Genomic DNA, 20,206 nt, shown 5'->3' with positions numbered 1-20,206 from the left:
CTGCACTCTTCACGAATCCGCCGGGTCCTGACTGAGCTGCTGCAACTCACGACGCACCATGGCGGCGAACTCCGGAGGGCTGAGCTGGTAAAGCTGCGCGGCTACCCAACTCAGCCAGCCGGCTTGTAGCTCCTCACGCTGCGCCAGTAGCTGCTTGGCGACTTCGTGTGCTCCAGCCTGGTGCTGACGATGGAACTGCGCCCGACCGCCAGGCGCATCCTGCCTTTCCATCATTCACTGGCCTTGAAGGTCGTCAGCTCGCCCTTGCGCCATTTGGCCACTTTGCCCGTTACGGCCTTGAGCGTCTTGCCAAGTCCCTCTCGCACTTGCTCGTTCGCCGCGAACACCAACATGACACCCTGGCCCTCGCGCAATACGATGCCTTCGCCATCAGGCACCGAGACGAAAGCATAATCGCCCTGACCATAGACATTGATGCGAATGTCCCGGAATCGGACTTCCAGCTTGCCGCCTTCGCGGCTTGGCAGGACTGCCGCGCGAAAGTGGTCGCCCACCTTCAATTCGAGCCGTTGTTTGTCATCGACCACCAAGGCGTCCTCGGTATCGATCTCGGCCATGTACAGGCCTTCGGCGTTCTGCTCGGTGACATAGACGAAACGCCCTTGAAACTGCTTGACCAGTTTGGCCCGCAAGTCGCCCAAGGCGAACAGGGCATGGGTATCCAGAGTACTGACTGCCAATGAAGTTTCCTCAAACCGTTTACACGCCGTTGCCGCGCGGACAGATGACTGCACGAAGACAACGGCCTTTCTTGTCCAAGTCTGAAAGACTAATGAGTTGAAGCACGAAGCGTCTGTACCGATGTGCACCGGAACAGGCAGGAAACTTTACTGTTACTTGCCAGCGAATGCCACATTACAGACTTTCGGCAGATTTCCACCCAAGGAGTCGCTATTTCTGACACCAAAACAATCAGAAAAGATGCAATAGATAAGCGCAGGACTCGTGGCGCATCGGCCTCGATACTCTTCTATGCATCACAGGGAAAGGAATATGCACGAAAAGACCGAAATCCGTCGAGAGTTTCAGAACATTTCTTACTACGCAGCGACCATGGATAACTCTCTCGCAGTCATGCCACGCTATGTCGTAATCCCCGCTGGCGTCGAGTTTTTTCACATCACCGAAAGCGCTACCGGGCAAGTGAAAGGTTTCCGCCGTAGCCATGCTGGCGCCTGTCAGCTCGCGCGCCGACTCGAGCGGGACACGATAACTAGCAGCCAGGACATTCACGCGGCCCGACCGCTGCGCAGCAGCTCGATCCACGCAGATTGGCAGGCAAGTGCCTCTTCTCGAGTGGCGAACGCCGTCCCGCGCCGCTCACCATTGACCAGCACTACCCAACACGCACGCGCACCCATGGACTGCAGACACGCAGGGACACTGCTGCCGATCATCACCGCCACATCGACCCGATTGGACATCATCGCCTCGCCAGTTAATTAGCAACCTAACGATAGCGGATGATACGCGCGGCCTCGCAAGTAAAAAAGCATTGGCCGGTACAGATGTTTTGCAAATACGGCAACAAAACACCGCCCCCTGCCATACGAAAGCCCCAAGGATCGCTCCGCAGGGCTTTCAGCAGGGTCGGTCAGATCTGGCGCTGGTGCCGGTCGATCTGCTCGTGACGCTCCTGGGCTTCGATGCAGTACTTGGTGATCGGGCTGATCAGCAGGCGCTGCAGGCCGATAGGCTCACCACTGTCATCGCACCATCCGAAACTTTCGTCGGCGATTCGGCCCAGGGCCATCTCCAGTTGCGGCAGCAGACGCTGGTCGCGCTCGATGGCGTTGACCAGCCAGTGGCGCTCTTCCTCGACCGATGCCACATCAGCCGGATCGGATGGGGTATCGAGGCTCTCGATCGTAGCGCGGCTCTGATCGATCCGCTCGTGGGTTTCGACCTTCATCGATTGCAGCAACTGAGTGAAGAACGCGAGCTGCTCGGCGTTCATGTAGTCATCGGCCGGCATGGCCAGCAACTGTTCCTTGGTCATCGATTTCTCTATGAAAATACGTGCATTTAGGCGTTTCGGATACTCCCGGCAACGACGTGCCGGCAGCGGAATTCTTCGAGCGCCAAAGCGGCACTCTTTTACAGGGGGCGGCAGTCTAAGGTGCCACGTCTTGCTGGGCAACATAAATGACAGCCAATCGACCGCAAGGGCCAGGATTGCACACATGGGGGCGGCTATCATCGCCATATTGCAGTGGGGATGAAGCAACAACCTGAGAACAAGGTTCAGCCAGGGACCATAAATCGGACCTCAACCCAGCAACTGGCTCAATACCGCGCGCAGCTTGCCCGGCTTGACGGGTTTGTTCAACAGCGGTGCCTTGAGCCGCTGCATGGCGCGGCGGCTCTGCTCGCTGCGATCGGCAGTGATCATCACCACCGCGATAGAGCAGGCAAAATACGATCGCAGTTCACGCACGACATCGCAACCGGTGACGCCGTCATCGAGATGAAAATCCGCCAGAACGACATCCGGCGGTTGCCCGCCGAGCACTGCCAGGGATTCCACCAGGTCTCCCGCTGTGACGACCTGGCATCCCCATTGAGAGAGCAACGACGCCATGCTCTGGCGGATGCTGGATTCGTTGTCGAGCACCAGCAATCGCCGCCCCGGCAACGGATCGCCAAGGCTGATCTGCGGCAGCAAGGGTAGCGGCTGGGCAGGCTGCTCATGAGACAAAGGTACGTCGATGCTGAAGACCGAACCGCGACCTGGTCGGGAACGCACCTCAATGCGACAGTCGAGAATCCGTGCAATCCGCTCCACGATCGCCAATCCCAGCCCCACGCCCTTGCGGTCGGCCGCACGCCCGACATCCAGCTGGTTGAACTCCAGGAAGATCGAGTCGAGGCGGTCCGCGGCAATCCCGCGGCCTGTATCCCAAACCTCGATGCGCAGATGGTGACCGCGCCGACGCCAGCCCAGCAGTACCCGCCCCTGCTCGGTATAACGACAGGCATTACTGAGGAAATTGCGCAGGATCCGCGTCAGCAGCCGCAGATCCGTATGGATCACCCGTTGTCCCCCGCGCACGCGCAGGGCCAGACCGGCAGCCTCGGCGACCGGTTGGAATTCCGACCCCAGAGGCAGCAGCACTTCGTCAAGGCGATACAGCTCCAGGTCCGGTTTAACGGCGGCCTGGTCCAGGCGTGAAATATCGAGCAGATCGGTCAACAGGTCCTCGGCCCCTTCCAGCGCCTGATGCGCCCGCTCGACCAGCACTTGCTCGGCATTGTCCAAGCGACGCTCGCGCAGCGTCGAAATCAGCAGACGCGCCGCGTTCAGGGGCTGCAGCAGATCATGGCTGGCAGCCGCCAGGTATTTATCCTTGCTGAGATTGGCCGCCTGCGCGGCATCCCGGGCATCCCTCAATTCGATGGTCCGCGCGGCGACCCGTTGCTCGAGCTGATCATTGAGCTGCTGTAGCCTGGCCTGGGCTTGCTTGCGCTCGGTGATATCGGCGACAAACCCCTCCACCACGCCCGGCTCGTCCGGACGCATCAACAGGTTCATCAACACGTCGATGCTGCTGCCATCGCGCCGACGCAGCCGGGTCTCATAGCCGAGCAGGGCTTGTTCACGCTGAAGCGCCGCGACGATGGCCAACAACTCCACAGAGCCGCCGACGAACAATTGGGAGGCGAGGTCGCTGCGAGAAAACAACACGGCCTGAGGATCCGCATAGCCAAGCATGCGCGCCAATGCCGGGTTGGCCGCGCGCATGCCGTGCTCCAGGCTGGCCTGGAAGATGCCCTGTACCGCGTGTTCGAACAGCCATTTGTAGCGATTGCGCTCGGCCTCCAGTTCCTCCAGGCGCACGGCAAGCTCAGGGTAATGGCTCTTGCGTACGGTGTGGTTGCTCAGGCCCAACAGCCCTGCCAGGGCGTCACTGCCAACCTCAGAGGGCCTCGCCATAGACCACCTCGACATCTCGCAGGCTCGAATTGCGAGGGTTGGTGAGGATGCACGGGTCGTCCATGGCATGGCGCGACAGGAAGGGAATGTCACTACTGCCGACGCCATGCAGGCCGAGCGTCTCATGGAAGCCCACGGCATGCTTGAGCGCGATCAGGTGCTCGACCAGACGCCTTCGCACCTGCTCGTGGCTGAGCCCACGGCAATCGATGCCCAGCGTCTGGGCGATGACCTTGAAGCGGTCGGGCGCGGCGCTGTAGTTGAAGGCCACCACATGCTCGACCAACACGGCATTGCACAGCCCATGCGGAAGATCGAGGAACCCGCCCAGGCTATGGGACATCGCATGCACGGCACCAAGGATGGCATTGGAGAACGCAAGGCCGGCCTGCATACTGCCGAGCATGACCTTCTCGCGCAGGGCGATATCGTGCGGGTTGGCAATCATTTCCACCAGGTTGCCATTGATCAGTCGCATGGCCTCCAGCGCATGCGGGTCGGTCAAGGGTCCATGGCCGGTGGAAACGAAGGCCTCGATCGCATGCACCAGCGCGTCGATGCCGGTACAGGCGGACAAGAACGGATCCATGCTCAGCGTAGTTTCCGGATCGATCAGCGAAACATCCGGCACCACCGCCTTGCTGACGATGGAAAATTTCATGCGCTCCTGCTGGTTGGAGATGATCACGAACTGCGACACATCGGCCGACGTGCCGGCCGTGGTGGGGATCAGGATGAGCGGCGGGCTCGGTACACGGATGGTGTCGACCCCTTCGAATTCGAGGATGTGACGGCCATGGGCAACCACGATCCCGATGCCCTTGGCGCAATCCATGGGGCTGCCACCGCCCACGGCGATAATCACGTCGCACTGTTCGCTGCGATAGCGCTCGGCACCGGCCATGATTTCCTCGATACGGGGGTTGGGCGATACCTCGGTATAGACACAGTAGCCGATGCCTTGGCCTTGCAGGCTCGCCTCAATGTCGGCCACCCAACCGGCCGCCCTCACGCCTGGGTCGCTGACCAGCAGGACCTTGCGAGCACCGAAATTGCGGGCGTAATTGGCAGCGTGGTGCCTGCAGCCGGCACCGAAGATGATTTCGGGTGAAACGAACTTGCGCAACTGGCTCAGATTCGGGCTCATGCAACGCCTATTCTTGTTGTTCTAGGGTAATGAGCCTCAGACTAAAGCATCCACCGGGGTTTGCAATCAGACCATTGCAAGGTAGCGGTGCCGGCCACTGTAGAAGCAACCGACACCAGGAGGGTCAACGGCTGGCGAAGTACATGGTCACTTCGAAACCGATACGCAGGTCAGTGAACGCGGGCTTTTTCCACATGGGTTCATCCTCTTCTTGCACCGCAGTATTGCGGTGCGTCCATTGATACACCGTTTCCGGCGCAGATTCATCGCTACTTTAGGACAGGTCTCGCGCCTGATCGGTCAGAAGAAGCCCAGCGGGTTGATGTCATAGCTGACCAGCAGGTTCTTGGTCTGCTGATAGTGGTCGAGCATCATCTTGTGGGTTTCCCGACCGACACCGGATTTCTTGTACCCCCCGAACGCGGCATGCGCCGGATACAGGTGGTAGCAGTTGGTCCACACGCGCCCGGCCTTGATGGCCCGGCCCATGCGGTAGGCACGGTTGATGTCGCGGGTCCAGACGCCCGCGCCAAGGCCGAACTCGGTGTCGTTGGCGATCGCCAGCGCTTCGGCTTCATCCTTGAAGGTCGCCACACTGACCACCGGACCAAAGATTTCTTCCTGGAACACGCGCATCTTGTTGTGCCCCTTGAGCAGGGTCGGCTGGATGTAGTAGCCGCGGGCCAGGTCGCCTTCGAGCCGTTGGGCCTGACCACCGGTGAGCAGCTCGGCGCCCTCCTCCCTGGCAATCTCGAGATAGGACAGGATCTTGTCGAACTGCTGCTCCGAGGCCTGGGCCCCGACCATGGTCTCGGTGTCCAGCGGATCGCCGCGCCTGATCTGCTCGACCTTGCGCAGCACCACTTCCATGAATTGCGGATAGATGGATTCCTGCACCAGCGCGCGTGACGGACAGGTGCACACCTCACCCTGGTTGAAGAACGCCAGCACCAGGCCCTCCGCCGCTTTTTCGATGAAACTTGGTTCGGCTTGCATGATGTCTTCGAAGAAGATGTTCGGCGACTTGCCGCCCAGTTCCACGGTAGACGGAATGATGTTCTCGGCCGCGCACTTCATGATGTGCGAGCCTACCGGGGTGGAACCTGTGAAGGCGATCTTGGCAATGCGCTTGCTAGTGGCCAAGGCCTCGCCCGCCTCGCGACCAAGGCCATGGACGATGTTCAGAACACCCGCAGGCAGCAGGTCACCGATCAGTTCGGCCAGCAGAGTGATCGACAGCGGCGTCTGCTCGGCAGGCTTGAGCACCACGCAGTTGCCCGCGGCCAGGGCCGGAGCCAGTTTCCAGGCGGCCATCAGCAAAGGGAAGTTCCACGGAATGATCTGGCCGACCACGCCCAGCGGTTCATGGATGTGATAGGCCACGGTCGTTTCATTGATCTCGGCGGCGGCGCCTTCCTGCGCGCGGATGCAGCCAGCGAAATAGCGAAAGTGGTCAGCCGCCAAGGGCACGTCGGCATTCAACGTTTCCCGAATGGCCTTGCCGTTGTCCCAGCTTTCGGTGATGGCAAGCTTCTCCAGGTTGGCTTCGATGCGATCGGCGATCTTCAGCAGGATCAGGGCACGGTCCTGTACCGCCGTGCGCCCCCAGGCATCTGCCGCGGCATGCGCAGCATCAAGCGCCCCGTCGATATCTTCGATGCCGGAGCGTGGGAATTCCGCGATGGGTTGGCCATTGACTGGCGAAGAATTGGTGAAGTACTCACCCTTGGCGGGGGCGACGAATTCACCTCCTATGAAGTTGCCATAACGCAACTTGAACTGGACAAGAGCACCCGGAGTACCTGGAGCGGCATAGATCATGGAATGAGCCTCGACTGTGCGGGGCCTGTCGCAATGACAGGCGGTGAGAGGATCTTAGAATCCCCGACCGCCTGGACGAATGGGCCGTTGGGTGCACTTGGCTGCTTCCTTGGTAGGGGTGCCTGCCGAGTCCATCCAGCGGCGAAGGCACATGGTCTTCGATGCGAATGTCGTAGTGCCGGGCCGAGCGGCTGTCATCTCGCAGACAGTCGCTCCGCCCGGCGCTGAACAGCAAGGAGTGACTTCAGCGATCCTTGAACTGCGCCTCGCGCTTGGCCACGAAGGCGGCCATGCCTTCCTTCTGATCCTCGGTGGCGAACGCCGCGTGGAACACTCGGCGCTCGAAACGCACCCCTTCGCTGAGGGTAACTTCGAACGCGCGGTTGACGCTCTCCTTGACCATCATGCTCACCGGGATCGATTTGCTGGCGATGGTCGCCGCGACCTTGAGCGCTTCCTCGAGCAGTTCGGCTTGCGGCACCACACGGGCGACGAGCCCGGCGCGCTCGGCTTCCTCGGCGTCCATCAGGCGGCCCGTGAGGCACAGCTCCATGGCCTTGGCCTTGCCCACCGCGCGGGTCAGCCGCTGGGTGCCGCCCATGCCGGGGAGCACGCCCAGATTGATTTCCGGCTGGCCGAAACGGGCATTGTCCGCCGCCAGGATGAAATCGCACATCATCGCCAATTCGCAGCCGCCACCGAGGGCGAAGCCGGATACGGCGGCAATGATCGGCTTGCGTCGATTGGCGATCCGGTCGGCGTCGCTGAACAGGTCCTCGACATAGATCTGCGGATACTGCAGGTCAGCCATTTCCTTGATATCGGCACCTGCCGCGAACGCCTTGGCGGACCCCGTCAGCACCACGCAGCCGATCGCCGGGTTCTTTTCCAGCTGGTCCAGGGCCTGGTTGATCTCGCCGACGATCTGGGCATTGAGCGCGTTCAGGGCCTGGGGCCGGTTGAGGGTGATCAGGCCGACTTTGCCGTGGATGTCCAGCAGGATGGTTTCGAATGCCATGCAGATTGCTCCTTCAAAGATTGCGCGCAATGACCATGCGCTGGATATCGCTGGTGCCTTCATAGATCTGGCAGACGCGCACGTCTCTATAGATGCGCTCCAGCGGGAAGTCGCTCAGATAGCCATAACCGCCGAGCGTCTGCAAGGCATCGGAGCATACCTTCTCGGCCATCTCCGAGGCGAACAGCTTGGCCATGGAGGCTTCCACCAGCGCCGGCCGATCAGCATCGCGCAAGGCCGCGGCATGCAGCACCATCTGCCGAGCGACGGCAATGCGCGTGGCCATGTCGGCCAGACGGAAGGCCACTGCCTGGTGCTCGATCAGCGCCTTGCCAAAGCTCTGCCGCTCACGCGCATAGTCGCGCGCTACCTCGAACGCGGCGCGGGCCATGCCCACCGCCTGAGCGGCGATGCCGATACGACCGCCTTCCAGGTTGGCCAGGGCGATTCGGTAACCTTCGCCCTCCTCGCCCAGCCTGTTGGCCACCGGCACACGCACGTTGTCGAAGACAATCTGACAGGTATCCGAAGCATGCTGCCCGAGCTTGTCCTCCACCCTCGCGACTTGATAGCCCGGTGAATCGGTCGGCACGATGAAAGCGCTGATGCCACGCTTGCCGGCCTGCGGATCGGTCACCGCGAAGACGATCACCACTCCCGCATTCTGCCCAGAAGTGATGAACTGTTTGCTGCCCGTAAGCAGGTAATGATCGCCCTCCAGCCGAGCCCGAGCCTTCAGACTACTGGCATCGGAGCCCGCTTGGGGCTCGGTGAGGGCAAAGGCCCCCAGCATCACCCCGCTGGCCAGGGGGGTTAGAAACCGCTGTTTCTGCTGCTCGCTGCCGAACCGCAGAATTGGCACGCAGCCCACGGAGTTATGCACGCTCATGATCGTCGAGCAGGCACCGTCACCCGCGGCCACTTCCTCAAGCGCCATGGCATAGGCGACGTAGCCGGTGTCGCTGCCGCCCCATCGTTCCGGCACCAGCATGCCGAACAGGCCCAGCTCGGCCATCTCCTGAATAGCCTCGCGGGGAAAGCGATGCTCGCGATCCCATTGTTCGGCGAAGGGCTTGAGGCGTTCCTGGGCGAAATCACGGACGGCGTCGGCGATCTGCTGCTGCTCTTCATTGATGAGCATGGCCATCTCCGTACAGGCACTCGACGGCCATCGCGGTGGCCTCGCCGCCGCCAATGCAGATGGCCGCCACGCCGCGGCGCAGGTTGTTCTGGCGCAATGCTGACAGAAGGGTCACCAGGATCCGCGCGCCCGAGGCACCGATCGGATGGCCCAAGGCACAGGCACCGCCGTGGATGTTGACCTTGTCATGGGGTAGATCCAGGTGCTTCATGGCGGCCAGGGTCACCACGGCGAAGGCTTCATTGATCTCGAACAAGTCGACATCTGCCAGGCTCCAGCCAGTGCGTTCCATCAGCTTGCCGATAGCGCCGATGGGTGCGGTAGGGAACAGCGCCGGCGCGTCGGCGAACGCGGCATGCCCGTGGATCACCGCCAGCGGTTGCAAGCCGCTCTGTTCGGCCTGGGAGCGGCGCATCAGCACCAGCGCGGCGGCACCGTCGGAGATCGAACTGGCATTGGCCGCCGTCACGGTCCCGCCTTCGCGGAACGCCGGCTTGAGCTGGGGGATCTTGTCCAGGCGGGCCTTGGGTGGCTGCTCGTCATCGCTGACCAGGCGTTGCACTTTGCCCTCGGTCACCTGCACCGGGACGATTTCATCGGCGAAACGTCCGTGCTCGATAGCTTGCTGGGCCCGCGTGAGCGACGTGATGGCGAAGTCATCCTGAGCCTGACGACTGAAAGCATTGGCCTCTGCGCAGTCCTCGGCGAAGGTGCCCATCAGGCGGCCCTTGTCGTAGGCATCCTCCAGCCCATCCAGAAACATGTGATCGATGACTCGGCCATGCCCCATGCGGTAGCCGCTACGCGCCTTGTCCAGCAGATAGGGAGCGTTGGACATGCTTTCCATGCCACCAGCGACCACGACCTCGGCACTGCCGGCCAACAGCAGGTCGTGGGCGAGGATCGCAGCCTGCATGCCCGAGCCGCACATCTTGTTCAAGGTAGTACACGTGGTACTGGCCCCGAGTCCTGCGGCGATTGCCGCCTGACGCGCGGGGGCCTGGCCGAGGCCGGCGGACAGCACGCAGCCGAACAGCACCTGCTCGACGCTGGCGGGCTCGATACCGGCACGTTCGACTGCCGCGCGGATGGCAGCGGCGCCCAGTTGCGGCGCGGTCAGGCTGCCGAGAGCGCCCTGCAGACCGCCCATGGGCGTACGCACGGCACTGACGATGACGATCGGATCATTCGCAAGAGACATGGAAACTCCTTATCTGGCAGCCATGCGCAGGGCACCGTCGAGACGGATGACCTCGCCATTGAGCATGCTGTTCTCGATGATATGACGAACCAGGGCCGCATATTCCTGCGGGCTGCCCAGTCGCGGGGGGAAAGGGACGCCGGCGGCCAGCGAGTCCCGGACTTCTTGGGTCATGCCGGCCATCATCGGGGTCTCGAAGATGCCGGGAGCGATGGTCATCACGCGGATGCCATGACGGGCCAGCTCCCGCGCGGCCGGTAAGGTAAGGCTGGCGATCGCGCCCTTGGACGCGGCGTAGGCGGCTTGGCCGATCTGCCCGTCATAGGCGGCGATGGATGCTGTATTGATGATCACCCCCCGCTCGCCAGTCGGGTCGGCCGCACCCTCGGCCATGGCAGCGGCCACCAGGCGCAGCAAGTTGAAACTGCCGATCAGGTTGACACCTATGACGTTGGCGAAGCTGTCTAGCCCATGCGGACCGTGCTTGCCGACGATCTTCTCGGCGCCAACGATTCCGGCGCAGTTGATCAACCCCTGCAGGCTGCCGAAGGCCGCGACAGCTGCGTCCACCGCAGCCTGCGCCGCCGCCTGTTCTCGGATGTCGGCCACCGCGAAGCGGGCACTGCTACCCAGTTCGCGTGCCTTGGCCGAAACGGCTTCGGCATTGAGATCGACCAGCATGACTCGGGCGCCGGCCTCGATGAGCATCTGCGCGGTCGCGGCGCCCAGCCCCGAAGCCGCGCCGGTGACGATGAAGCTGCTATTGGCTATCTGCATGATGGATTCCTTCCAGGCGTTGACGCCCGCAGCCAGCGCTGCGGGGTTCGAAGCAATTGTCGACTCGGGAAGGCGGTGAAGTGCTGCCGCGTGCCGCTCTCGTTTCGGAAAGCGTGCGGTCAGAGGCGATTACGGCGCGTGCGCACATCGTCAGACTCCTGGTTTCTTGTTGTGTGGAGTAGCACCATTGGTCTGACGATAGTCGCCCCGGGCAAGCGCCGGGGCAATGGCCAAATCCATCAATCCGGGTGATCGGTTTGGCCGCGCGGGATGGCGGTGTTCAATGCTCCCCAGCAGGCTGGACCGCCAGCGTCTCCTCGGTCAGACGCAACACCAGTGCGTCGATTGCAGCCTGCCGCGCACTGGCCAGCGTGTTGGCCCGGCTCAGGTACTCTCCTTCCGGCAAGCCTTCCTCTTCGTCCAATGCCTCCAACTGCTCCCAGAACGGCTGCTCGGTGCTGGCGAAAAGCTCGGCTTGGGTTTGCTGCAGGTATTCGATCCAGAAGTCACGCTGGCTGACGAATCGAGCCAGCGCGGGGCTTGCCTCGGCTTGCTCGACCGCTCGCACAGCGTCCTCGAGCATTGTTTCGGTTACGTTGGCAATGAGCCGGAATTGCATTGTCCGCGGCTGACCCGGCAGCTCCAGCCGGGTGGCAAGCCCGGTACGGTAGGCCAGGCTCACTTCGATTTCGTCCACGTCACGGCCCTCCTGCTGGCGCGCCAGGATATCCGCGCGGGCAACCTGCTCGACCTGCTCCAAACGGAAGAGCCGGCGAGCGACGCGCAAACGTATGGCCTGGGCCTGACCCGGCAGGCTGCCGTGAAGTGCCTGGGCAACATGAAGTCGGACCTCCAGAACGCTGAAACAGGAGGCGACGCTATCAACACAGGTACGTGGATTGCCGGCCAGGGAAAACAGCTCTCGACGCAGTGTCGCATCCCTGTGCACCGCGTCGAGCATGCTCCAGACGCGCCCGGTCAAGTCCTGCCGCTGTAATCGAAAGTCACTGCTTTGCGTCAACTCCCCGAGCAACTGGAAAAAATCATCGCTGCCCATCTCGGCGCGTACCGCATCCCATTGCTTGGCCCGATGCGTACGTTCGGCTTCCTCAAGCCCGTCCAACCACATCAGCCTTGCGTTTTCCTGCGTGGTGTCCTGTTCCAGGAGCATTTCGTGCGTTGCGTTCAAACGCTCACGGACCGCCACTGGCAGATTATTGCCCGCCAGTTCCAACGCCTGGTGGAAACGTGCTGGCGCGTTGAGGATCGCCTCTGGCAGGGCGGTAATCCGGTTTTCGCGCAGGTCGGCCAGGGCAAGAAAGCCACAGTGCTCCAGGCCCTCGGGCACCGTGCGCAACGAACAGTCTCGCATATAGAGCCTGCAGATGTGCGAGGGCTGCGGAAGCCGCAGACTGATGTCGCCGAGCGGGTTGCCATCGAGATCGAGGACCTGCAAACCAGTCAAGCGCTCTAGGATGCGTCGCGTGGAAGCCGTGATACGGATACGGTTCGCACTCGCCCGCAATTCATGCAGGAAAGTCATGCCAGCGATTTGCTCGGGAAGCGCCCTCAGCGCGTTCGTGCTCATATCCAACAGGCGCAAGAGCGGAAAACATTGCAAGAAGTTGGCAGGCAGCTGCCGCAGACCGAGATTGGTCACGGAGAGCTCGGTGATATGAGCGAAATCTGCGCCCTCCGGTAGCTCCGGAAGACTATCGACCGCGATATTATCCAGGCTCAGGCGCATGCTCCATTCGCGAGTGTGGGCGTCCCACACACGATCGCCCATGAGGCGCCAACCGCGACGCAACTGATTGGCGATCAGCACACGCATCGCTGCGCCGCTGGGCTGCGGAACCTGCCTCTGCCAGTTATGCAATGCCCTGTCCAGGGCACGATAGCCCTCCTCCTGGCGCAACAGATTGCCATGGGGCGAGCCAGCTTGCTCCAGTGTGATCTGCAAGTAACGCTCCACTTCTTCGCCACTGAAACCCGGGTACAAAATGCGAATTCGATCCCTCAGGGTCCGGCCGGCCCCAGTGGCACCGCCTCCCCGCCCACTCAGCAGGTAGCCGACCCGACCATCTGCCAGACGCTGGCCTGGGTTAAACCTAGGCGCACCCTGCCGCCAACCAACGAGATTGAGCAGTTGCCCGGTCGTTGGCGGTATCCAGCGTTGCAGGTCATGGCGCATCTTCGTTACGCCCGCAGGGCCGGCCCAACCCAAGCGCTGCCTATGCACCTCGGGTAGCAGGGCGAGAAGCAGATCAAGCACCCCGCTCGGCTCCTCGATGTCCAGCTCAAGTGCTTGCCCACGTTGATCGTACAGGGCGAACTGTCCGTTGCGGCATACCAGTATTTGCACGTCGTTCCCGCCATCACTGGGGTAGAGACGGGCAAGAAGCCTGCCTGCATCATTGCCCTCGCGCAGTTCCAGATTGACCGTTCTGGGCCATTGCGCCTGCCGGTACAGCAGGGCAAAGAGCAGCTCGACCGTTTCGGCCGATACAGCATTGCGCAGGTACAAGCCTTCGAGCATGCGCGTCACCCTGGCCGTGCGCAATGCGATGCGTGCCTGCTCCGCCACTTCCAGCGTGATACGTGATCGTTCGAGCATCGCCTGGCGCTGCGTGGCGCCAGCTTGTGCCAACACCTCGAGAGCATAGGCATCGGGAAGCCCCGGAAAGTCGCGCTGAAGCAAGGCCAGTAGTTCGTCTTGAGGCAGGTAAAGCTGGGAGAAATGCGTCATCTGATCGACACGCAATGTTGCCTGGGCGGCCAATAGCGCTTCCCGTTGCTCAGTGGGCTCCAGTGCCTGGAGATCAGCATGCCTGACAGACCATTGGTAAAGCGAGGCATCAGGATGGCCATTCTGTGCCGCCAGTTCCTGGAAAAAGGCCTCGATGCGCGCGTCAACGGCGAACCGCTCCAGGGTGTCACGCAACTGGACCGGCAAACGTCGATTTTCCACCACCAGACCCCGCAACTGGTCTTCATCCACCTGCGCCACCTTTAGGATAGAGGCGACGCGCGCTTCACTGAACCCATGCGCTTCGGGCCATAGATGGCCTAACAGCAAACGCCCCCCTTGCCATTCCAGGGGCCGCCCGTGCACTAGGCGCCAACCTTGTTCACCATTATGTTCGAGCCGCGGGTGATAGCCTGCTTCGCGCTGTGGATGGCGCAGCTGCCAGCTGCCATCCACCTCTTGAACTTCGTAGAAGCCGTCCTGGTTTCGCCACCAATACCGCCCCTCCATGGCGTAAAGCCCGTTATCCTGCAAGCGCGCGCCAGGCACAAGTAAGGCCACTCGATAAGCCGCCAGATCGTACTTGTAAAGGCGCTGGGAGCCGCTCACGAGCTTGACGGGCGCCATTTGCTGGACCTCGACGCTGCTCTGGAAGCCTCGCGCAACCAAGGTTGCGCCCGCCGCGGTCGCCGCCGTGATAGCAACAGTCTCCGCTACTCCCAGCATATGCTCGAGCGCCTCATGATCATGCCCTTGGGCCCAGTCCGCGACACCTTCGAAGACTTCCTCCAAGGTACTCACGACCAATTGACTCAGCAACAAGGCGTTGATTGCAGGGACGAAGAACCCAGCGAGATTCAACAGCACCAGCCCTGCGCCTTCCAACGCTGCCATGCGTGCCTGCGAAGCGGCCTGATTGGCATCGCTGGACGGAACCGCGATGAACCGCGCATCGGCCTGGATCCGGGCGACCTGGCGAGCGGCCAGAGTGGCAAAGATGTCCGCAGGCATGTTCTCGCTAGCGGCTTGCATATCCAGACGCGCATCGCCCAGTCGAATGCGCACCGTGGCGAGAAAGCGTGCTCGATCCTTGAGGCCGACCTGCTGGCTGATGTACTGGAGATAATCGGGTTGGCGTACGCGGCGTCCCAACTCGATCGAAGCGGCCCGCCAGGAATCGAAACGCCGGAACACCCGTTGCGGATCACCTGGCAGGTAAATGATGACGCCCGTGATTCCTTGCGAATTACCCCCCACTCCTGGAGCCCCCCATGACCCTTGGAGTTCGAATACCAGTGCACCGTCGATTCGGCAATCCAACAGCGTCAACCCCCTGACCTCGACGCTTGTGCTGTCCATGTGGACCAGCGGCAGCCTCTTTATCATACGTTGCAACAGATCCAGGTCCTTGCGCGCCAGCTCACCTTTGAGGGTGGCGAGTTCGACAGATAACGTCAGTTTCTGATACAGGTCCTGCGCCAGCAGTGTCCGGGTCGACTCGTTGAATACCTCGGCCAAGTGATCTTGGTACTGTCGGCCAACGTCGAGCTGGTGACACAACGATGCGACGCGTCCTGCGTCCGAGTAATGAACCGTCTCCCTCTCGTCGGCGCTGACCAGACCCGTGCCCAGGTAAAACGAGGCATCGGCGTGGAAGTTCTGCAACAACCGCTGCAAAGCTGGCCAGCGGATGTTGACCTGCTCATCGATGGGCAGCGAGATGCCAGGAGAGACGCTGAAGCGACGTCTTACCTCAAGCCAGCGAACACGGTCGAGGTCAAGCGAAAGCGACAGCGTATCGGCCATTGCCTTCTCGAATGCGTCCCGCGCGAAATCGGTCAGCGGTTGCAGTGGCGCCAAGGCGGCTTTGAGCCTGTTCTGCGTCACGCGCCATGTTCTGAAGCTGTCACGCAGGTGATTGATTTGCTGGGGCTGGGCATTGGTCAGCCACGCAGGCAGGATTTCGCGGATGTAATCATCGGTCGCGGTGGCAAGCTTGGCGGCTGCAGCAAGAGAGAGGGTTTCGCGGTAGAGAGTCATAGCACGGGTCCATCGCTGTGGGCGGGCGCTTAACTTGAATCAGTTCCAATCGGACCCACAGACGGAAATGGCCCCTCTGAGTCATTCACCCCCTTTCGCGCCGCAGTATCAATGCCCGATAGTGGCCGGGATTGCAGCCAAACCACTTGCGAAAGGCCTTGTAGAAAGAGCTACTGTCAGCAAAGCCCAGGCGCTCGGCAAGTTCAGCCATGCTCAGTCTGACATCGTTCAACCACGCGATGGCCAGCTCCCGTCGCACACTGTCCTTGATGCCCTGGTAAGTCTGCCCCTCTTCGGCGAGTCGACGCCGCAACGTGGCGACCGACAGGCACAATGACGCCGCCAGGTGCTCGGCATCCGGCCATTGACCGGGATCTTGCTGACGCAAGGACTGGCGGATCCGTCGCGCCAGGCTGGCGGGATCGCGATACTTGACCAAGATATTGCCAGGCGCTTCGGCCAGGAAACGCTGCAAGTCTTCATGACTGCGCCTGATCGGGACATCCAACGCTTCCGCGGACATGATCAAACGCGTGCTCGGACGCTCGAATTGCAGGTTTTCGGAGAACATCACCCGATAGTCGTCGCAGAACAGCGGTTCCACGCAGCGCAGGTCGATGGCCAGGATGGGGATACGTCGCCCTGCCAGCCAGCAGGCGACGCCATGCACGATCATCCAGAACGTGAAGTAGGTGAACGCCCGCCGTGGCTGCTGGACAGGCTCGGCAATGACGATTTCGGCAAGGCTCTGCCGACGCACCAGGGACGGTCGCAGGTCTTCGAGCATCAATGCGAGAAAATCAAGCACCACCTCCAGACCTGCGCCCAGGGTAGGCTGGGCCATCGCCGTCCTTGCCAGGAAAGCCAGACTACCGCTGCGCAAACCCCGAGGATCCATGCCAAAGAACTCATCGTTGCAGCGTACGGCCAGCACGCGCCAGAGATGGGCATAGGCGCTGGCGGTGACGCGCGCTTCGGGGTGGTGCAACTGCCGCACATCAATGCCAGCACCGGCCAGCAGTTCGGCGTCCGGCGCATCGGCGGGTGCGCTTTGCAACAGTGCTTCGCGCACCAACTGCATGGAGATGGTGTCCTTGTCGCTCATTCCGATCGTGGAGGTCCATTGACTGCTGCTGAGGGGCCGGCGCAGCGACAGCACCGCTGCAAGCGCTTAGCAGCGAGTTGATGCCAAGACCGACGGTCCACAATCTGAACGATGGAGGGCCCAATTGCAACGTCCCTTCCGATACCTCGCACTGGTCCTGTCAGACAGAACGGTTCAACTTGACCCAGGCGGCGAATGTGTCAATGAAGCTTTGTAGAAAGGGTCGGCTCTTCTCATTGAGCTTGCCGGCCTTGTCGAACAGGTCTGCCGCTCCACCGATGTAGGCCTCGGGCATCTGCATGCACGGCATATCGAGAAACACCAATGACTGACGCAGATGATGGTTCGCGCCGAAGCCACCGATGGCGCCAGGCGAAACACTGATCACGGCACAGGGCTTGCCGGCCCATGCGCTGTTTCCATAAGGCCGGGAGCCGACGTCGATGGCGTTCTTCAGCACACCAGGCACGGAGCGGTTGTATTCGGGCGTCACGAACAGGACCGCGTCCTGGCTCTTGACCGCATTACGGAACCGCGTGTAGGCCTGGGGCGGCTCGGCATCGATGTCTTCGTTATACAAAGGCAGGTCCCCGATCTCGATGATCTTCAGCTCGAGGCTCGATGGCGCCAGTCCTGCGAGAGCATGTGCCATCTTGCGATTGTAGGATTCCTTGCGCAAGCTGCCGACGATGACAGCTACCGAATACACTTGGCTCATGACTTTTTCTTCCTTAGCGGGTAAAAGGACCTTATCTTTATAGACCGTTCCTCGGCCCTGTTGGTTTTTTTCCCTTGACCCAAAACTTCCCCGGTAACTTAGTGGTCTATGCCTGCAGACGCATTCCACCCTTTGTAGAGGTCTCACGCTAAATGGCAGCAGTACTGGTCGGTCAATTTCATGCACGAGATGCCGAAGGCCGCATCTACCCCGTTCATGAGTTCCAGGAATCCACGCTGGAGGCCGACGGCAGCGCTTCCACTCCACCCAAGACCACATATAAGTTGGCCATTGGTGATCGAGTTACCCACCTCGATGGGGATCGCTTTCAACTTGTAGGCACTGGTGTGGAAATTATTCGCATTTCCTGACCTCCCACGCGACAAGCGCCATCCTTCAGAGGAAGCTTGTCGCGTGGAACCAGCGTGAAAGCTGCCCGCGCGGCTGCGTGCCGCTACCTCAACGAGCGTCGACGAGCGTCTGCCAGAGCGCCGGGCCACCGGCTGACTTGGCGATCGCTTCGAGCCGCGCCGCATGGAGTTCGAGTTCTTGTGGTGAAGCGAGGATGATCCGGCCGGGCCGACGATCGGCGGGCAGGCGCCGGATTTGCGTATCGTTGCCCTCCCCTTGCTCATCCCCTTCATTGCCATGACCGGCCAGCGACAGGCTGGTCTGGCCCCCGGTCATTGCCAGGTAGACATCTGCGAGCAGTTCCGAGTCGAGCAGTGCGCCGTGCAGTTCACGACCTGAGTTGTCGATGCCGTAGCGCTTGCAGAGGGCATCGAGGCTGTTGCGCTGCCCCGGATGACGGGAGCGGGCCATCATCAGGGTATCGAGGATGGTGCAGTGGCGGGAAATGTCGGCGCGCTCGTGCTGGCCGATCAAGGCGAATTCGTTATTGATGAAGCCAACGTCGAACGCCGCGTTGTGGATAATGAGCTGGGCGCCCTGGATGAATTCGAAGAACTCCTCGGCAACCTCGGCGAAGCGCGGCTTGCCGATCAGGAAACTGTCGGTGATGCCGTGGACGCCGATGGCACCCTCGTCACTTTCCCGGTCGGGTTGCAGGTAGACATGGAAGTGACGCCCGGTCAGGCGTCGGCCGATGAGCTCGACACAGCCGATCTCGATGATCCGATGGCCGTCGCTGACCGGCATGCCGGTGGTTTCGGTATCGAGGATGACCGACCTGTTGTTCTGCTGTTCCACGTCGGGATGTCTCCGAGTTCTGCAAGGCCGCGAAGTATAAACCAGCTCAGCGCAGGCCGCGCACCTCGTCGACACCACGATTGGCCAACTGGTCGGCGCGCTCGTTGCCGGGATGGCCGATGTGACCGCGCACCCACTGCCAGGTGACCTTGTGTCGGCCTACCTGCTGATCGAGGATCTGCCACAGGTCGGCGTTTTTCACCGGCTCCTTCGAGGCCGTCTTCCATCCGCGCTTCTTCCAGTTGACCATCCACTCATTGATGCCTTTCATCACATACTGGGAGTCGGTGACCAGCAGCACTTCGCATTCGCGCTTGAGCGCCTGCAGTCCCTGGATGGCAGCCATCAGCTCCATGCGATTGTTGGTGGTTTCACGCTCGCCGCCCCACAGTTCCTTCTCGACACCTTTGCACACCATCAGCACGCCCCAGCCGCCCGGACCGGGATTGCCCTTGCAGGCACCATCGGTGTACATCTCGACACTATCGCTCATTCACAGCCTTTGTTTGTTCAGGGTTATCGATCGCGGGACGCGGATCAGGGCTCGCTGGGTCGACGGTTGACCTTGGCCATCGGCAAGGGCAGCAGCTTGCCCATGGGCTCGCGCCGTTGCTGGCGCAGTGGCCGCAAACCGACCACCATCTTGCGCGCTACCAACAGATAGACGCCCCCGCCCAGGCTCTGCCAGCCACCGGCCACCCGCTCCCAGCCCGCCAGGCGCTGCTGCCAGGCTGGCGAGGCAAGCGGCGGACGATAGCACCCGAAGCGACGTTTCTCCAGCGCGAAACCCAGCAGGTTGAGCCAATCGCCGACCCGCGAGGGCGAAATGCAACGCGCCTTGCGCAACGCACCCTTGCCGAACAGATGACGCACGCCCCAGCCGCTCCAGGGGTTGATGCCGACGATCAACAGGTGCCCGCCAGGGCGTACGCTGCTGGCCGCCTCGCGCAGCAGGCCGTGGGGTGACAAGCTGAAATCCAGGCCATGCTGCAACACCACCACATCGGCGGCATGCTCGCCCAGTGGCCAGGCCTGTTCCTCGCAGACGATCTCGACGCCCGGCAAGGGCGCGCCCAGGCGCACGTTGCGCTGTACCTGCGGCGCTGTCGCCGGAGCCTCCGCACAGGGACCGTAATGCACGAGGAAACCACCGAAATAGCGTCCCAGTTCCTCTTCGAGCAGTTTGCGTTCTTCCTGCAGCATCAGTTGCCCGAGGGGCCCACCGAACCACTCACGAGCCAGGCGTGTCAGCTCCAGCCATTCGGGATCGGCCTGAGCGAAGGCTTGATCGGTCATTGCGTTCTCCCTGCGAGGTTTCTCAGCGC

Annotated in this window: 19 protein-coding genes; 1 reads left to right on the top strand and 18 read right to left on the bottom strand. The window is 61.7% G+C overall.

Features of this window, described 5'->3' with window-relative positions:
• Positions 1-9: 9 nt before the first annotated feature.
• From G7009_RS22885 to G7009_RS22815, 15 genes are all read right to left on the bottom strand, one after another.
• Positions 10-234 (bottom strand): hypothetical protein, encoded by a 225-nt coding sequence (locus tag G7009_RS22885; RefSeq protein ID WP_181132378.1) that lies wholly within the window; start codon positions 232-234, stop codon positions 10-12.
• Positions 231-701, bottom strand: a complete 471-nt coding sequence (locus G7009_RS22880; protein ID WP_181132377.1) for a hypothetical protein — start codon at positions 699-701, stop codon at positions 231-233. The genes G7009_RS22885 and G7009_RS22880 overlap by 4 nt, the downstream gene beginning before the upstream one ends.
• A 549-nt stretch (positions 702-1,250) precedes the next feature.
• A complete protein-coding gene (locus G7009_RS22875) occupies positions 1,251-1,445 on the bottom strand; it encodes a hypothetical protein (RefSeq protein WP_181132376.1) in 195 nt (64 codons plus the stop codon).
• A 170-nt stretch (positions 1,446-1,615) separates the two neighbouring features.
• Complete coding sequence (locus G7009_RS22870; protein WP_181132375.1) at positions 1,616-2,020, bottom strand: TraR/DksA family transcriptional regulator; 405 nt, start codon at positions 2,018-2,020, stop codon at positions 1,616-1,618.
• 270 nt (positions 2,021-2,290) lie between these two features.
• The gene (locus G7009_RS22865) at positions 2,291-3,955 is read right to left on the bottom strand and encodes an ATP-binding response regulator (protein WP_181132374.1); all 1,665 of its coding nucleotides are present in this window, start codon (positions 3,953-3,955) and stop codon (positions 2,291-2,293) included.
• Positions 3,939-5,102: an alcohol dehydrogenase-like regulatory protein ErcA gene (gene ercA / locus G7009_RS22860; RefSeq protein ID WP_181132373.1), complete on the bottom strand. Its 1,164-nt coding sequence runs from the start codon at positions 5,100-5,102 to the stop codon at positions 3,939-3,941. Before ercA ends, G7009_RS22865 begins: the two co-directional genes overlap by 17 nt.
• A 124-nt stretch (positions 5,103-5,226) precedes the next feature.
• Positions 5,227-5,298 (bottom strand): pyrroloquinoline quinone precursor peptide PqqA, encoded by a 72-nt coding sequence (pqqA, locus tag G7009_RS22855; protein ID WP_020289857.1) that lies wholly within the window; start codon positions 5,296-5,298, stop codon positions 5,227-5,229.
• A gap of 104 nt (positions 5,299-5,402) precedes the next feature.
• Positions 5,403-6,923: an acetaldehyde dehydrogenase ExaC gene (exaC, locus tag G7009_RS22850; RefSeq protein WP_181132372.1), complete on the bottom strand. Its 1,521-nt coding sequence runs from the start codon at positions 6,921-6,923 to the stop codon at positions 5,403-5,405.
• Between the two features lie 244 nt (positions 6,924-7,167).
• Positions 7,168-7,941: an enoyl-CoA hydratase gene (locus G7009_RS22845; protein ID WP_181132371.1), complete on the bottom strand. Its 774-nt coding sequence runs from the start codon at positions 7,939-7,941 to the stop codon at positions 7,168-7,170.
• A gap of 13 nt (positions 7,942-7,954) precedes the next feature.
• Positions 7,955-9,082: an acyl-CoA dehydrogenase gene (locus G7009_RS22840; RefSeq protein WP_181132370.1), complete on the bottom strand. Its 1,128-nt coding sequence runs from the start codon at positions 9,080-9,082 to the stop codon at positions 7,955-7,957.
• A complete protein-coding gene (locus G7009_RS22835; RefSeq protein WP_181132369.1) occupies positions 9,069-10,283 on the bottom strand; it encodes an acetyl-CoA C-acyltransferase in 1,215 nt (404 codons plus the stop codon). Before G7009_RS22835 ends, G7009_RS22840 begins: the two co-directional genes overlap by 14 nt.
• Positions 10,284-10,292: 9 nt before the next feature.
• Positions 10,293-11,060 carry an SDR family NAD(P)-dependent oxidoreductase gene (locus G7009_RS22830; protein ID WP_181132368.1) on the bottom strand — a complete coding sequence of 256 codons (768 nt, stop codon included), beginning with the start codon at positions 11,058-11,060 and terminating at the stop codon, positions 10,293-10,295.
• A 280-nt stretch (positions 11,061-11,340) separates the two neighbouring features.
• On the bottom strand, positions 11,341-15,849 hold the full coding sequence (locus tag G7009_RS22825) for an NEL-type E3 ubiquitin ligase domain-containing protein (RefSeq protein WP_181132367.1): 4,509 nt from the start codon (positions 15,847-15,849) through the stop codon (positions 11,341-11,343).
• Positions 15,850-15,934: 85 nt separating this feature from the next.
• Positions 15,935-16,954 carry an AraC family transcriptional regulator gene (locus G7009_RS22820; protein WP_181132366.1) on the bottom strand — a complete coding sequence of 340 codons (1,020 nt, stop codon included), beginning with the start codon at positions 16,952-16,954 and terminating at the stop codon, positions 15,935-15,937.
• Between the two features lie 160 nt (positions 16,955-17,114).
• Positions 17,115-17,672, bottom strand: a complete 558-nt coding sequence (locus tag G7009_RS22815) for an NADPH-dependent FMN reductase (protein ID WP_181132365.1) — start codon at positions 17,670-17,672, stop codon at positions 17,115-17,117.
• 152 nt (positions 17,673-17,824) lie between these two features.
• On the opposite strand from G7009_RS22815, the gene G7009_RS22810 reads away from it, so the two are divergent.
• The gene (locus G7009_RS22810) at positions 17,825-18,043 is read left to right on the top strand and encodes a hypothetical protein (protein WP_181132364.1); all 219 of its coding nucleotides are present in this window, start codon (positions 17,825-17,827) and stop codon (positions 18,041-18,043) included.
• An 88-nt stretch (positions 18,044-18,131) separates the two neighbouring features.
• Here the strand turns inward: G7009_RS22810 and dnaQ are convergent, their stop codons facing one another.
• The 3 genes from dnaQ to G7009_RS22795 are packed head-to-tail and all read right to left on the bottom strand — an operon-like array spanning position 18,132 to position 20,177.
• Positions 18,132-18,881 (bottom strand): DNA polymerase III subunit epsilon, encoded by a 750-nt coding sequence (dnaQ, locus tag G7009_RS22805; RefSeq protein WP_181132363.1) that lies wholly within the window; start codon positions 18,879-18,881, stop codon positions 18,132-18,134.
• A gap of 46 nt (positions 18,882-18,927) precedes the next feature.
• Positions 18,928-19,374: a ribonuclease HI gene (gene rnhA, locus G7009_RS22800; RefSeq protein ID WP_181132362.1), complete on the bottom strand. Its 447-nt coding sequence runs from the start codon at positions 19,372-19,374 to the stop codon at positions 18,928-18,930.
• 44 nt (positions 19,375-19,418) lie between these two features.
• The gene (locus G7009_RS22795; RefSeq protein WP_181132361.1) at positions 19,419-20,177 is read right to left on the bottom strand and encodes a methyltransferase domain-containing protein; all 759 of its coding nucleotides are present in this window, start codon (positions 20,175-20,177) and stop codon (positions 19,419-19,421) included.
• Positions 20,178-20,206: the final 29 nt, after the last annotated feature.

The sequence above is a fragment of the Pseudomonas capeferrum genome (assembly GCF_013523055.1).
Taxonomy (GTDB): Bacteria; Pseudomonadota; Gammaproteobacteria; order Pseudomonadales; family Pseudomonadaceae; genus Aquipseudomonas; species Aquipseudomonas capeferrum_A.
The sequence above is the reverse complement of the archived record's forward strand: the minus strand, read 5'-3'. Positions and strand labels throughout refer to the sequence as shown.

Excerpts from the sequence above, each read along its gene's own strand:
- G7009_RS22885 (WP_181132378.1), bottom strand. The coding sequence starts at position 234 with ATGATGGAAAGGCAGGATGCGCCTGGCGGTCGGGCGCAGTTCCATCGT.
- G7009_RS22875 (WP_181132376.1), bottom strand. The coding sequence starts at position 1,445 with ATGTCCAATCGGGTCGATGTGGCGGTGATGATCGGCAGCAGTGTCCCT.
- G7009_RS22870 (WP_181132375.1), bottom strand. The coding sequence starts at position 2,020 with ATGACCAAGGAACAGTTGCTGGCCATGCCGGCCGATGACTACATGAAC.
- G7009_RS22865 (WP_181132374.1), bottom strand. The coding sequence starts at position 3,955 with ATGGCGAGGCCCTCTGAGGTTGGCAGTGACGCCCTGGCAGGGCTGTTG.
- ercA (WP_181132373.1), bottom strand. The coding sequence starts at position 5,102 with ATGAGCCCGAATCTGAGCCAGTTGCGCAAGTTCGTTTCACCCGAAATC.
- exaC (WP_181132372.1), bottom strand. The coding sequence starts at position 6,923 with ATGATCTATGCCGCTCCAGGTACTCCGGGTGCTCTTGTCCAGTTCAAG.
- G7009_RS22845 (WP_181132371.1), bottom strand. The coding sequence starts at position 7,941 with ATGGCATTCGAAACCATCCTGCTGGACATCCACGGCAAAGTCGGCCTG.
- G7009_RS22840 (WP_181132370.1), bottom strand. The coding sequence starts at position 9,082 with ATGCTCATCAATGAAGAGCAGCAGCAGATCGCCGACGCCGTCCGTGAT.
- G7009_RS22835 (WP_181132369.1), bottom strand. The coding sequence starts at position 10,283 with ATGTCTCTTGCGAATGATCCGATCGTCATCGTCAGTGCCGTGCGTACG.
- G7009_RS22830 (WP_181132368.1), bottom strand. The coding sequence starts at position 11,060 with ATGCAGATAGCCAATAGCAGCTTCATCGTCACCGGCGCGGCTTCGGGG.
- G7009_RS22825 (WP_181132367.1), bottom strand. The coding sequence starts at position 15,849 with ATGACTCTCTACCGCGAAACCCTCTCTCTTGCTGCAGCCGCCAAGCTT.
- G7009_RS22820 (WP_181132366.1), bottom strand. The coding sequence starts at position 16,954 with ATGAGCGACAAGGACACCATCTCCATGCAGTTGGTGCGCGAAGCACTG.
- G7009_RS22815 (WP_181132365.1), bottom strand. The coding sequence starts at position 17,672 with ATGAGCCAAGTGTATTCGGTAGCTGTCATCGTCGGCAGCTTGCGCAAG.
- G7009_RS22810 (WP_181132364.1), top strand. The coding sequence starts at position 17,825 with ATGGCAGCAGTACTGGTCGGTCAATTTCATGCACGAGATGCCGAAGGC.
- rnhA (WP_181132362.1), bottom strand. The coding sequence starts at position 19,374 with ATGAGCGATAGTGTCGAGATGTACACCGATGGTGCCTGCAAGGGCAAT.
- G7009_RS22795 (WP_181132361.1), bottom strand. The coding sequence starts at position 20,177 with ATGACCGATCAAGCCTTCGCTCAGGCCGATCCCGAATGGCTGGAGCTG.